Source organism: Spirosoma fluminis (genome assembly GCF_054778895.1).
In genome coordinates this window covers 59,707-72,936 of record NZ_BAAGZD010000001.1, presented here as the reverse complement: position 1 = coordinate 72,936, position 13,230 = coordinate 59,707, and the positions used below count along the sequence as shown (strand labels likewise).

At 52.7% G+C, this 13,230-nt stretch carries 10 protein-coding genes; all 10 read left to right on the top strand.

Annotated elements, in window-relative coordinates:
* Positions 1-44: 44 nt before the first annotated feature.
* The 10 genes from ACYVBJ_RS00295 (at position 45) to ACYVBJ_RS00250 (ending at position 13,230) form a co-directional block, all read left to right on the top strand.
* On the top strand, positions 45-2,729 hold the full coding sequence (locus tag ACYVBJ_RS00295) for a c-type cytochrome (protein WP_460980306.1): 2,685 nt from the start codon (positions 45-47) through the stop codon (positions 2,727-2,729).
* A 28-nt stretch (positions 2,730-2,757) separates the two neighbouring features.
* Positions 2,758-3,546, top strand: a complete 789-nt coding sequence (locus ACYVBJ_RS00290) for a 3-keto-disaccharide hydrolase (RefSeq protein ID WP_460980305.1) — start codon at positions 2,758-2,760, stop codon at positions 3,544-3,546.
* 101 nt (positions 3,547-3,647) lie between these two features.
* A complete protein-coding gene (locus ACYVBJ_RS00285) occupies positions 3,648-4,718 on the top strand; it encodes an aldose 1-epimerase family protein (RefSeq protein ID WP_460980304.1) in 1,071 nt (356 codons plus the stop codon).
* A gap of 47 nt (positions 4,719-4,765) precedes the next feature.
* A complete protein-coding gene (locus ACYVBJ_RS00280) occupies positions 4,766-5,989 on the top strand; it encodes a class I mannose-6-phosphate isomerase (RefSeq protein ID WP_460980303.1) in 1,224 nt (407 codons plus the stop codon).
* 106 nt (positions 5,990-6,095) lie between these two features.
* Positions 6,096-7,130 (top strand): sugar phosphate isomerase/epimerase family protein, encoded by a 1,035-nt coding sequence (locus ACYVBJ_RS00275; RefSeq protein WP_460980302.1) that lies wholly within the window; start codon positions 6,096-6,098, stop codon positions 7,128-7,130.
* A gap of 149 nt (positions 7,131-7,279) precedes the next feature.
* Positions 7,280-8,452: a Gfo/Idh/MocA family protein gene (locus ACYVBJ_RS00270; protein WP_460974825.1), complete on the top strand. Its 1,173-nt coding sequence runs from the start codon at positions 7,280-7,282 to the stop codon at positions 8,450-8,452.
* A gap of 300 nt (positions 8,453-8,752) precedes the next feature.
* Positions 8,753-10,252, top strand: a complete 1,500-nt coding sequence (locus ACYVBJ_RS00265; protein ID WP_460980301.1) for a sugar ABC transporter ATP-binding protein — start codon at positions 8,753-8,755, stop codon at positions 10,250-10,252.
* Between the two features lie 26 nt (positions 10,253-10,278).
* Positions 10,279-11,256 (top strand): ABC transporter permease, encoded by a 978-nt coding sequence (locus tag ACYVBJ_RS00260; RefSeq protein ID WP_460980300.1) that lies wholly within the window; start codon positions 10,279-10,281, stop codon positions 11,254-11,256.
* A gap of 61 nt (positions 11,257-11,317) precedes the next feature.
* A complete protein-coding gene (locus ACYVBJ_RS00255; RefSeq protein WP_460980299.1) occupies positions 11,318-12,259 on the top strand; it encodes a sugar ABC transporter substrate-binding protein in 942 nt (313 codons plus the stop codon).
* A 77-nt stretch (positions 12,260-12,336) separates the two neighbouring features.
* On the top strand, positions 12,337-13,230 hold the full coding sequence (locus tag ACYVBJ_RS00250; RefSeq protein WP_460980298.1) for a ThuA domain-containing protein: 894 nt from the start codon (positions 12,337-12,339) through the stop codon (positions 13,228-13,230).

Sequence of the window (13,230 nt, the reverse complement as noted above, 5' to 3'; positions counted from 1 at the left end):
GCGCTCTATAGATACTCCTTTAAACTAGATACCCCAACAACGATATGCAATCATCATTCAACGTTGCCAAACTCGGACTAGCCCTGTCTGCCCTCGTTCTAATCGGAACGTCATGGGTTGGCATGCAGGGCCCGGAAACGATTGGCGCCGATAATTCGAAGGCTGATAAACTCAAATTACAGCCCGGTTTTAAAGCCGAACACATATACAGCCCCTCCGAAAACGGGCAGGGGTCATGGGTCTCCATGACTTTCGACGACAAAGGCCGAATGATTGCTTCCGATCAGTACGGGGGTTTGTTTCGAATCAAGCTTCCGGCCATTGGTTCAGGCTCGACCAGGCCCACCGTCGAAAAACTGGTGATCAGCAAAGATACCAGCGTCGGGATGGGATACGCCCAGGGGTTAATGTACGCCTTCAACAGCCTGTATGTGATGGTGAATAACCGGCCCAGCAAGCAGTTTCCCAAGCCGAGTGGACTATACCGGTTACAGGATACCGATGGTGATGATCAGTTCGATAAGGTAACGATGTTGAGGGAGCTGAAAGGAGAAGGCGAGCATGGCCCGCATAGCATCGTGCTGTCTCCCGACAAACAATCGATCTACGTCACCTCTGGTAACCACACCGACGTACCGCAGATGGATGCATACCGCTTACCTTCCAACTGGAAAGAAGACAACCTGTTTCCACTCATTAAAGACCCGCGCGGACACGCCAACGATCGCATGGCACCCGGTGGCTGGGTTGCTAAAATTGATCCGGAAGGAAAGCGCTGGGAGCTGATAGGGGCTGGCTTTCGAAATGAGTTTGATATTGCCTTCAACGAGGCAGGTGATATGTTTACCTATGATTCGGATATGGAATGGGACTTTGGTTTGCCCTGGTATCGTCCGACCCGGATTTGCCACGTTACGAGCGGATCGGAATTTGGCTGGCGTACGGGCAACAGCAAGTGGCTGCCTGGCAATCCTGACAATCTGCCAGCGATCGTGAACATCGGTCAGGGCTCGCCAACCAGCGTCATGTCCGGGTTGAATGCTAAGTTTCCCCAAAAATACCGTCAGTCAATATTTGCCTTCGACTGGAGCTTCGGAATCATCTACGCAATCCATCTCAAACCGAAAGGGTCTACCTACGAAGGCGAACGGGAAGAGTTTATTTCAGGATCACCCTTACCACTGACCGATGGCGTAATTGGCCCTGATGGAGCCATGTATTTCTTAACGGGAGGTCGTCGCTTAGAGTCAGACCTGTATCGGGTCTATTACAATGGTTCCGAAGCGACTACGTCGCCGACGCCCGCGCTCACGGCGGAACATAAGCTTAGAACCAGCCTGGAGAAATTCCACGAAGGCGCAAATCCGGCCGCTATTGCTGCTGCCTGGCCAAATCTGAACCACCCCGATCGCTTCGTACGCTACGCTGCCCGCATTGCGGTCGAACATCAGCCGGTGGCTCAGTGGCAGGAGAAAGCCATTGCGGAAACCGATCCCCAGCGCGCTATTCAGGCTATTGTGGCGTTAGCTCGTCAGGGTAGTGCTGATGTGAAAAGTAAGGCTATCAGTACGTTATTAAAAATCAATTACGCCCAACTATCTGAATCACAGCAGTTTGATCTGCTGCGTACCTTCGAACTGATTTTCCTCCGGATGGGTGCACCCGAGGCCGCTGATAAAGAGAAAATTGTCGGGTATCTGAACACGCATTATCCCGCCAAAACGGCCTTGTTAAACCGCGGGCTCAGCAAAGTGTTGATTTATCTGGAAGCGCCCAACGTGGTTAACAAGACCCTGGCACTGATGGATATGAAAGAAGAGCCAGGCATGAAGAACCTGGGCCTGGACCCCGCCACCGCGTCGAGCGACCTGATTCTGCGTAACCCACAATACGGAATGGATATCGCCAAAATGCTGGCTAAGGTTCCCCCACTCCAACAAACCTATTACGCTGTCATGCTCAGCCGCGCCGACAATGGGTGGACCCCGGAACTCCGGACCAGATACTTTACGTGGTTTGGCAATGCCTTCAAATACGAGGGCGGACGGAGCTACGTCGGCTTCATCGATAGGGCGCGTAAACTGGCGTTGAACCACGTGCCTAAAGACCAGTTTGAGAAGTTCAACAAGCTGTCGGGCGCGGATATTCTAACCAGTTCCGGCAATGACATAGTCATGAACGGCTATACGCCTAAAGGTCCGGGCAGACGCTGGACGCTGGATAACGCCGTAGCCGTAGTCGATACAGCCACCTCACATCCCGACTTTGATACAGGTAAAAAAATCTATTCGGCTATTCTATGCGCTCACTGCCATGCCATTCAGGGATCAGGGGGAGATATTGGCCCTGATCTCACTCAGCTGGGAACTCGGTTCTCCAATAAGGACATTCTGGATGCCATCATCAACCCAAGCAAAGCCGTCTCTGACCAATACGCATCAACTATTTTCATTCTGAAAAACGGTGAATCTGTAGTAGGCCGACTGGTGAACGAGGATAAACTGAGCTATTCTATTTCTCAGAATCCATTCGCGGCCGATCAGCTCCGGAAAATTCCAAAGAAGGACGTAACCTCGAAGCGGTATTCGGCTGAATCAATTATGTTGCCCGGCCTCATTAATAGCCTCAACCCGAAAGAGTTAAAAGATTTGATCGCTTTCCTGAAATCGGGTGGCAATCAAAATCATGAGGTATACAAAACAGCTGCCAGCGCATCTAAGGGTAAATAAATTGAGGCTTTAAACACGGTTTGTGAACATGTTGGTTAGAACAAATTTGACATTTCTTGGGGTGGGGTTCCTGCTGGCGGTAGCTGTAAGCTGTGGCTTGCCCACAACCGGCTCAGCTCAACGCAAGAAAGAAAAGAAAGCCGGTTTCGTGCAGATATTCGATGGTAAAACGCTAAAGGGGTGGGACGGTGACCCCACCTACTGGCGCGTCGAAAACGGCAATCTGGTCGGCGAAATCACGCCATCGACCCTGCTCAAAACGAACTCTTTCATCATTTGGCAAGGTGGCGAGCCGGCCGATTTTGAGTTCAAAGGCGAGTTTAACATTACGGAGGCTGGCAATTCAGGCATTAATTACCGCAGCGACCGGCTGACAGACATTCCCTTTGCACTCCGGGGCTACCAGGCCGACATCGACGGAAAACGGATGTGGACGGGACAGAACTACGAGGAACGCAAACGGACAACGCTGGCTTACCGGGGCGAGAAAGCGACCATTAACGCCTATTCCGGCGAGAATACGCCGGAAGCCATTCGGAGTAAAGTGGCTCGCAACGCGTGGACAAACCGCACCGTAACCGGCTCGCTCGGCACCTCGGATTCCCTGAAAACGCTCGTGAAAACCGACGATTGGAACACGTTTCATCTGATCGTGAAAGGCAACCGCTTACAGCATTACATTAACGGTGTGCTCATGAGCGAAGTCGTTGATGAGGACGCCGTAAATGGTAAAGCAAAAGGACTGCTGGGTGTCCAGGTACACGTAGGACCGCCTATGAAAGTCCAGTATCGCAATCTAATGCTAAAGCAGTTGTAGGTCAGGCAGCACAGGTTTCAGTCGGTAAACTAAAGGTGGATTCCTCAACAATACGTACCGAAACCTGTGCGCTTTACCCTGGAACTTAACCCGAACGAGATTTGGCACAGTACCCCTGGAGCGATAAAGTATCGAACCCAGCCCAGCTGGGTGGCATTGAAACCGCCGTAGTAGACAATGGTGCCGGGCGTGGCGTTCGTATTGCCTGGATAAACACCGGTACCGGCCTTCGGTATAAAGTGGTGCTGGATCGGGCCATGGACATTGCCGACGCATTCTACAACCAGCATAGCCTGGCCTGGCTCAGCCACGTTGGCATAACCTCGCCACAACCCCTTACGGATCGGGGGCTTGACTGGCTCCGCACGTTTGGGGGCGGGTTGCTGATGACCTGCGGTCTGACCCACGTGGGTGGGCCTGAGCAGGACGCTTATGGTGAGCGTGGCCTCCACGGCCAGATCAGCAACCTACCCGCCGAGATCGAATCGATCATCCAGCCAGACCCAGCCTTGGGCAAGCTGGATATGAGCATTACCGGACGAATACGGGAAACCAAAGTGTTCGGCCCGAATCTGGAGTTGAAACGTACCATTTCGGGTACGCTCGGGCAGCCCGTAATCCGCATTCACGACGAGGTCCTAAACCGGGCCAACACGCCAGCGCCCCACATGCTGCTGTACCATGTCAACTTCGGCTGGCCACTGGTCGATGAAGGCACCAAAATTATCTGGCAGGGTGACTGGCAGGCGCGGGAGGGCGGTATGAACGCTGATATTTTCCACGAAGGCAACGATTTTCGCACCTGCCCCGCTCCGATGGACGCGCACAGCGGCACGGGTGAAGCCGTCGCGATTATCGACGCTACCCCCGATGACATGGGTCAGTGTACGGCCGGTTTGTACAATGAAAAACTAGGTTTTGCGGTTGCCCTGCGGTTTCAGAAAGAGCAGCTGCCATGGCTTACCAACTGGCAGCACTGGGGCAAAGGCGAATACGTAACGGGCATTGAGCCAGGCACGCACCCGCCCATTGGTCAGGCCAAAGCCCGCGAAGATGGTTCACTTATTTTTCTGGAGCCTGGCGAAAGCCGCACCTACGACCTGGAAATTGAAGTACTTCAAAATCAAACGCAGATCAATCAATTCATAAAACACAAAGCGGTTAACCTATAACCCTTCCGTTTTTTTAACCCGTTTTACCTGACTAAATACAACCCTTGATGGAAACAACACCAACAGTAAGTTTAGCGGAAAAAGCCCTGGAACAAGGCAAAGGCATTCTGCGCTTAGCGCCCACCTGGGTACCCCGCTCCTTCTGCGTACCCGGACGGCGCATCAAACTCCATCCCGACGATTATTACGTGCTCGGTGGCGTACGGGGTGGCATCGATGAGCGGTGGCTCTCGTCGACTACCCCCGCCAAAAACGGTCCGCTAACCGGCGAAAACGAAGGATTGAGCATGATCGTTTTCAACGATGGCGGCAACGAAGTTCAGTTTCTGCTGAAAGATGCCATTGATGAACTTCAGGGTGAAGTGATTGGCGAACGGCTCTGGAATGAATACCAAAGCTGGCCGATGTACTCGAAGTTCTTCGACAATATGGGACCGCTGCCGCATCACGTGCACCATAACGACGAACAGGCCGCCCTGACCGGTCAGCTAGGTAAACCTGAAGCCTATTACTTCCCTCCCCAACTCAACAACCACGGCGGAGATTACCCATACACGTTCTTCGGCATCGCGCCCGGCACCACAAAAGAGCAAATTCGCGAGTGCCTGACCAACTTCACGAAAGGCGACAATAAGATTACCAATTATTCGTCGGCATATCGGCTGGAACCGGGTACGGGTTGGGACGTTCCGCCGGGACTACTTCATGCACCGGGTAGTATGTGTACGTACGAACCCCAGAAAGCATCGGATATTTTTGCCATGTATCAGTCGCTGGTGAATGAAGCCATTGTTCCCGAAGAATTGCTCTGGAACGGTACGCCCAAAGACCGCGTCGGCGACTACGACCTGCTGATGGAAGCCATTGATTGGGATCTGAACACCGATCCGAACATGATGGCGAACCGGTACATGGTGCCGAAGCCGGTGAAAGACCTGGCTGAGATGGAGGCCGAAGGCTATATCGAAAAGTGGGTTTGCTATAAATCCGATGCCTTCAGCGCTAAGGAACTGACGGTTCTCCCCGGCCAGACGGTGACGATTAAAGACAGTGCAGCCTATGGCTTGATCGTTATGCAGGGGCACGGCAAGATGGGTGTATGGGATATTGAAACCCCCGCCCTCATCCGATACGGCCAACTCACCAATGACGAGTTCTTTGTCAGTGAGAAGGCCGCCATGGAAGGCGTTACCATTACTAACCCCTCCACAACCGACCCGATCGTAATGCTGAAGCACTTCGGCCCCGGAAATCCTGATTTGGTATTGTAATTCAATCCTTAAGCCGGTGCATCAAACGCGGGGCCGCCCATGTGGTTCGCCGTGGCGGTCACCGGCTTAGGGAAATAGCTCAAACCCCTTAAATCAAAACCTCTTCATGAACGAGAATAATTATCCCAAGCTTCACAACGCTATGTGGCCGGGTGTGGTTGGAAAAGGTCCCGACTCCGAACCCGTTATTGGATTCGATACCATGCTGGAAATGACGGCCGCTGCCGAAGTAGAAGGCGTCAAATTCGACGGCGTTGACCTGGCCCTTTTCGAACACATCGATGTCAATCTGTCGGATGACGACATCAAGCGGTTAGCCGATAAAGTAGCGGGTTACAACCTGAACATCGGCTCAATGGTCGCTCCCATCTGGGGTGGGCCAGCGATGGGCAGCAAAGAAGACCGGGCCAACTTTGTCGAGATGGTCCGTAAATCCTGCCACATCGGTCAAAAGTTAAAAGAGCTGGGCGTTCGTCCCAGTGGCGTCGTACGTATCGACTCGGCAAGCTCTCCGCACGACTGGGCTGTCGATCCGGTTGGCAACAGCAAACTGATTGTGCAGACGTTCCAGGAAGCCTGCGACGTAGCGGCCGATTACGGCGAGAAACTAGCCGCCGAAGGTGAAATCTGCTGGGGGGGTATGCACAGCTGGAAAACAATGGTCGATACGTTGGCAGCCGTTGATCGCCCGAACATGGGCTTCCAGGCTGATATGGCGCATACGTTGCTGTACTTACTAGGCTACAATCGTCCCGAAGACCGGATTCTCCCCCCCGACTTTGACTGGAGTGACCGGGCAACGTTGTCGGAAGCCCTTAAAAAAGTGACAGCCGCCTTACGTCCATACACGATCGATTTCCACGTAGCACAGAACGACGGAACCGTTTTCGGATCGGGTTCGCACGACAAGACGGGCCGCCACTGCCAGGCGCTGGACCCCAACGGGAAGCTCGATATTGTGCATGATGCGGGGTACTGGCTGCGTAACGAAAATGGCGAGCTGACGAAAGCGTTCAAGCATATTTGCTGGGACGGCTGTATGTTCCCGAATGAGGTCATGACGAAGCAGCAAACCTGGAACGACATTCTGGCCACCATGATCAAAGTTCGTCAGGCACACGGCTGGTATGAAGCTGAATAATCGGTCATTATGGGGTCGTTCGTTGACATTAGAAGTCATTCATCGTCATCCGGTAGAAGTGCTGAAAGCCAACCGACAATGACAACAAATGACTACGTAACGGACAATGAATGACCGATGACTATCACCCCTTTACTCTTCCCCTAAACATGGCAACTAAGAAAGACTTACGCATCGGATTGATTGGTACGGGCTTCATGGGTCGAACCCACTCGAATGGGTACAGCCAGGCCAGTCACTTCTTTCCAGAACTCCAATACAAGCCCGTTTTAAAAGCCGTCTGCTCACGTAACGCCGAAAAGGTACAAGCGTTTGCCGACCAATGGGGATACGAATCCATTGAAACCGATTGGCGAGCGCTCATCGCCCGCGACGATATTGACGCTGTAGACATCTGCACACCCAACGACTCGCACGCTGAAATCGCGATTGCCGCGGCAGCAGCGGGTAAGATGGTCCTGTGCGAAAAACCGCTGGCCCGTACGGTAGCCGAAGGTCAACAAATGGTCGATGCCATTGAGAAAGCGGGTGTTGCCAACACAGTCTGGTACAACTACCGACGGATTCCGGCTGTTACGTTGGCAAAACAGATTATCGATTCCGGAAAGCTTGGCAAGATTTTCCACTACCGGGCTAACTTCCTGCAGGATTGGACCATCAGCGCCGACGTACCACAGGGCGGCACGGGTACCTGGCGCATGGATGTTGAAGCCGCTGGCTCCGGCGTAACGGGCGATTTGCTGGCGCACTGCATTGATACAGCCATGTGGCTAAACGGCAATATTGTTGACGTATCGGCCGTGACCGAAACGTTCGTGAAAGAACGGATGCACGCCGTAACGGGTAAAGTGCAGCCGGTTGGTATCGATGATGCCTGCATTTTTCACTGCCACTTTGATAACGGCTCGCTGGGTCTGTTCGAATCAACGCGGTACGCCCGTGGCCACAAAGCCCTATATACCCTCGAAATCAACGGTGAAAACGCGTCGATTCGCTGGGATCTGCATGACCTGAACCGGCTGGAATACTTCGACCATCGCGATGAAGGCATTGTACGCGGCTGGCGTTCCATTCATGTAACCGATGGTGATCAGCCTTATATGGATAAGTGGTGGGTACCCGGCCTGGGCATTGGCTATGAGCACAGCTTCATTCACCAGGTAGCTGATTTCCTGAAAAGCCTGGAAACAGGCGAACCCTGCTCCCCAACCTTCCAGGACGCGCTCGAAACCCAGAAAGTGTGCGAAGCCGTGCTGGAATCGGCCGCGTCCCGAAGCTGGAAAGAAACCGGCGTTGGCGCGGGTGTTAGCCAGGAGGCTTAACGCTATTTATGATTGATTATTAAGATCGCTCATAATTGGTCAATCATAAATCTGAAACAGCATTGATCTCATTGCTAACCCCGTAGGGGTGGTCTGTTCATAGAAACTTACATAGTTAACCCTAAGCGCCGTAGGTGCGACATACCGTATGTCGCACCTACGGCGCTTAGAAATAAGAAGGAGCTAAACGGGCTATTGACAGACCGCACCTACGGCGCTTTGCTGCGCTACCTGTCTGTGGAGTCTGATTCTCAAATCCGACACCATGAGGGAAACCGACCATACTAAACCCATTTACTCATGCTCCCGACTCAAGACTATATCCTTACCGTACGCGGCCTGACAAAAACGTTTTCGGGTGTGAAAGCGCTCGATACTGTCGCTTTGAACGTGCGAAAGGGCGAGGTTCATGCCTTGATGGGCGAAAACGGAGCGGGTAAATCAACCCTGATGAAAATCCTGATGGGCCTGCTGGCACCCGATTCGGGCGAGATACTTCTAGAGGGTCAGGAGCTGAAAAACGGCAGCGTTCACGAAGCCATGAAGCGGGGCATTTCCATGATTCATCAGGAAATTATGGCAGTACCCGAGCTGACAGTTGCGCAGAATATCTTCCTCGGTAGAGAAACGGCGGGCGGCTTATTCGGCTGGCTGACTGACAAACGACTGAATCAGCAGGCCAGGCAGCTCCTCGACCAAATGGGCGTCAGTATACGACCCGACACCCGAATGAAATACCTGAGTGTGGCCGAGATGCAAATGGTGGAAATCGCCAAAGCCATCTCGAACGACGCCAAGGTAATCATCATGGACGAGCCGACCTCAGCTTTATCAGACAAAGAAGTCGCTACGTTGTTTGGCCTTATCCGCGATTTGAAGCAGAAAGGTGTGGCCATCATCTATATCTCGCACAAGGTGGACGAGATATTCACAATCGCCGACACCATCACCGTCCTGCGCGATGGCAAATACATCGGCATTAAACCGGCGACCGAACTGGATATTGATACCTTGATCGCCATGATGGTCGGTCGGGAGATTGATAGCCTGTTTCCAGAATCGACTGTCCGCAACGGGAAAGAAGTGCTCTCCGTTCGGTCACTCAGTCGGGCGGGCGTATTCAGTGACATCAATTTTACCGTTCACGAAGGCGAGGTGCTGGGCATTGCGGGCCTGATGGGTGCTGGACGTACCGAGATTGCCCGCGCTATCTTTGGCCTCGATCGCATCACCAGCGGAGAGATTTCTATCAAAGGCCAGCCGGTCGCTATTCAATCCCCGCAGGATGCTATTCGACACGGCATCGGTTACGTTAGCGAAGACCGAAAAGGTTGGGGGTTCATTCCGCGCTTATCGGTGAAGCAAAACATTACGTTGGCCAGCTTATCAAATCACACAAAAGGGTTGTTGCTTCAGGATAAAAGCGAAACTGAGGTAGCGACCAAGATGATTGCTGACCTTCGTATAAAAACGGCAGGCCCTGATCAGAAGGTGATGTACCTGAGTGGAGGGAATCAGCAGAAAGTAGTGATCGGGAAGGTGCTGCTGGCCTCGCCCGACGTTATCATCCTCGACGAACCCACCCGTGGCATCGACATCGGTGCCAAAGCCGAAATTTACAAGCTCATCAACCAGCTAAAGGCAAACGGCATCGCCATCATCATGATTTCCTCTGAACTGCCAGAAATTTTGGGTTTAAGCGACCGAATTCTGGTATTGACTAAAGGAAAACAGGCTGCGGTGCTTTCTAAAGAAGAAGCCACGCAGGAAACCATCCTGGCGTACGCCATGCAGCACTAAATCTCTTCTGCCCGCCGATTCTATTTATGAAAAACACGATAGACACTTACTTTAAACCGGTCCGGGAGTCGTACAGGACACGGATCAGCGGCATTGGCAAAGCCGGAATTTTTGTGGCCTTTCTCGTGATTTGTATCGCCCTTTCGCTGATAACGCCACGATTCCTGACCGTTTCGAACCTGATGATTATCGTCACGCAGGTGTCGATCAACGCGCTGCTGGCGTTTGGCGTTACGTTTGTCATTATCACCGGAGGTATCGATTTATCGTTGGGTTCGATGGTCGCCGTAACGGGCGTTGTTGCAGCCCTGTTCGCCAAATCGGATGCGTACCCGGTGATTGTACCGATTCTCGTAGGACTGCTAAGTGGACTTCTTTTCGGCGCGTTTAATGGCTTCGTTATTACGCGGAGTAAGGTCCCGCCATTTATTGTTACGCTCGGCACAATGACCATCGGACGCGGCCTGGCCTTAATCCTGAGCAAAGGGCGACCAATCTCGAATTTATCGGACTCATTCAACTTCATTGGTGGCGGTCAGGTGCTGGGCGTCCCCATGCCCATTATCATCCTGATCAGTATGTTCCTGATCTGCTACGTCATCTTAAACAAGACGGTATTAGGGCGCTATATGTATGCTGTTGGAGGCAACGAACAAGCCGCCAGAGCATCAGGCATTCAGCTGAGCAAAGTCAAAATGGCGGTTTACACCATGAGTGGCTTACTGGCTGCACTGGCCGGCATTGTGCTGACGTCCCGCATCACCACGGGACAGCCGAACGCCGGTGCCGGTTTTGAACTCGACGCCATTGCCGCGGCTATCATCGGCGGCACCAGCACCTCCGGCGGCACCGGAACCATGACCGGCACGCTGATCGGAGCCTTGCTGATTGGTGTCATTAGCAATGGCCTCGATTTGCTCAACGTATCGTCGTATTACCAGCAGGTGGTCATGGGCGTCATTATCATCGGTGCCGTCGTGCTGGACAGCGTGAACCAGAAATAATTTCCTTTAATAGGCAGATTAGTTCGCCCGCTAAAGGAATGACCTAACAATACATTACCCAATGAAACACACATTTCTAACCTTATGTACGGCGGCTACACTACTCACCGGCTGCAATCAATCGACCTCCAATGAAACTAGTCAGGGAGATGGTGGCAAAAAACTCGTTGTGGGCGCTACGATGCTCAGTATGCAGAATGAGTTTATCGTTAACGTCAACGATGAGATGACCAAAAAGGCCGAAGAAGCGGGCGTTGAATTGATCAGCGTCGATGCAGAACGGTCGGCGTTGAAACAGGTGGAGCAGGTAGAAAGCTTCATTGCTCAGAAGGTCGACGCTATTATTATGAATCCCTGCGAAGTGGAAGCCAGTTCGCCAGCGGTGGCCAAAGCCTTGGCGGCTAAAATTCCTATCATCAATGTAAACTCGGAGACCAGCACGAAGCCATCCGCCTTTGTCGGCTCCGACGATGTGGAATCGGCCCGGATTGCAATGAAATACATTGCTGGCAAACTCGGCGGCAAAGGCAACGTAGTGATGATGCACGGCTACATGGGCCAGGCCGCTCAGATCAAGCGCGAACAGGGAGCCCGTGACGTGTTGAAACAGTACCCCGGCCTGAAGCTGGTAGCCAGCCAAACCGCCGAATGGGACCGGGCGAAAGCCATGGACCTGATGGAAAACTGGATTCAATCGTATGGATCAGAGATCAACGCGGTTTTTGCGCATAACGACGAAATGGGCATGGGCGCGGTAAAAGCCCTGACGGATGCCGGACTAAAGAACAAAATTATCGTCGTCAGCATCGACGCGATTCCGGATGCGTTGCAGGCTGTACAGAAAGGAACGCTGGACGCAACGGTTTTCCAGAATGCCGAGCAACAGGGCGCCAAAGCCATTGAAGCCGCCGTGAAACTGGCCAAAGGGCAATCGTACGCGAAAGAAACGCTGATTCCATTTCAGCTCGTTACGAAAGAGAACGTAGCTAAATTCATCAAGTAGCCCTGGTCACGGCCTCGGGTAAATCTGGCTAAATGTCATCTTTCCTTAGTTGTTACGTTATTCTTAAAATGCCCTTCATGAAAACCCAACGCCGAGTTTTTTTTCAACAAGCAGCCAGTTTGCTGGCGGCAAGCGGCTTATCGAACTGGACTGAAACAGTTGCCGGACATTCTGCCCACGCCAATAAGCCTTACGTTGTGTTCGTCACGGGCGATCATGAATACAGTGGAGAAGAAACCATGCCGCTGTTTGCCGCTGAGCTGGAGAAAAATTACGGAATGCGGACGAAGGTGCTCAAATCCGTACCCGACTACAATGGCGAAAAAGATATACCCGGCCTGGAAACGTTGAAGGATGCCGATCTGGCCGTTTTCTTTCTGCGCTGGCGTCTGCTGCCACAGGAGCAGCTCAACTACATTGATAATTACCTGAAATCGGGCAAACCGGTGATGGGATTCCGAACAACGACCCATGCCTTCAACTACCCCGATGGTGACGAGCGTAAGCGTTGGAATGCCTTTGGTGAGTTTGCCTTCGGCAGTCCTCCGGGCTGGGGTGGAGCCGCCAAACATACGCACTACGGTCACAACAGCACGACTGACGTAACGATCATCCCCGAAGCCGCTAAGCATCCCATTCTGACGGGGGTTGAACCGAATTTCCATGTAGCGTCCTGGCTCTACCGGGTTAAGCCCGATTATCCGGCGAAAGGATCGGTACCTCTGCTGATGGGTAAGTCGGTTAACCCGGACAAAGAGGCTACTGATAATCCTGTTGCCTGGACCTGGAAAAACGAATGGGGTGGCAAAGCCTTCATGACAACCCTCGGTCACCCCGAAGATTTTAGCCTTGAGCCGGTGCAGCGCTTAGTCATCAATGCCATTCACTGGGAGCTTGGTCAGCCGGTTCCGAAGAAGTGGAAGGGTAAACTAGCCATCAACGTGCCTTACGGCCACCCTAAAAAACCCTGA

Bases quoted from the DNA above. Each gene is read 5' to 3' on its own strand.
- ACYVBJ_RS00295 (WP_460980306.1), top strand. From the start codon at position 45: ATGCAATCATCATTCAACGTTGCCAAACTCGGACTAGCCCTGTCTGCC.
- ACYVBJ_RS00290 (WP_460980305.1), top strand. From the start codon at position 2,758: ATGTTGGTTAGAACAAATTTGACATTTCTTGGGGTGGGGTTCCTGCTG.
- ACYVBJ_RS00280 (WP_460980303.1), top strand. From the start codon at position 4,766: ATGGAAACAACACCAACAGTAAGTTTAGCGGAAAAAGCCCTGGAACAA.
- ACYVBJ_RS00275 (WP_460980302.1), top strand. From the start codon at position 6,096: ATGAACGAGAATAATTATCCCAAGCTTCACAACGCTATGTGGCCGGGT.
- ACYVBJ_RS00270 (WP_460974825.1), top strand. From the start codon at position 7,280: ATGGCAACTAAGAAAGACTTACGCATCGGATTGATTGGTACGGGCTTC.
- ACYVBJ_RS00265 (WP_460980301.1), top strand. From the start codon at position 8,753: ATGCTCCCGACTCAAGACTATATCCTTACCGTACGCGGCCTGACAAAA.
- ACYVBJ_RS00260 (WP_460980300.1), top strand. From the start codon at position 10,279: ATGAAAAACACGATAGACACTTACTTTAAACCGGTCCGGGAGTCGTAC.
- ACYVBJ_RS00255 (WP_460980299.1), top strand. From the start codon at position 11,318: ATGAAACACACATTTCTAACCTTATGTACGGCGGCTACACTACTCACC.
- ACYVBJ_RS00250 (WP_460980298.1), top strand. From the start codon at position 12,337: ATGAAAACCCAACGCCGAGTTTTTTTTCAACAAGCAGCCAGTTTGCTG.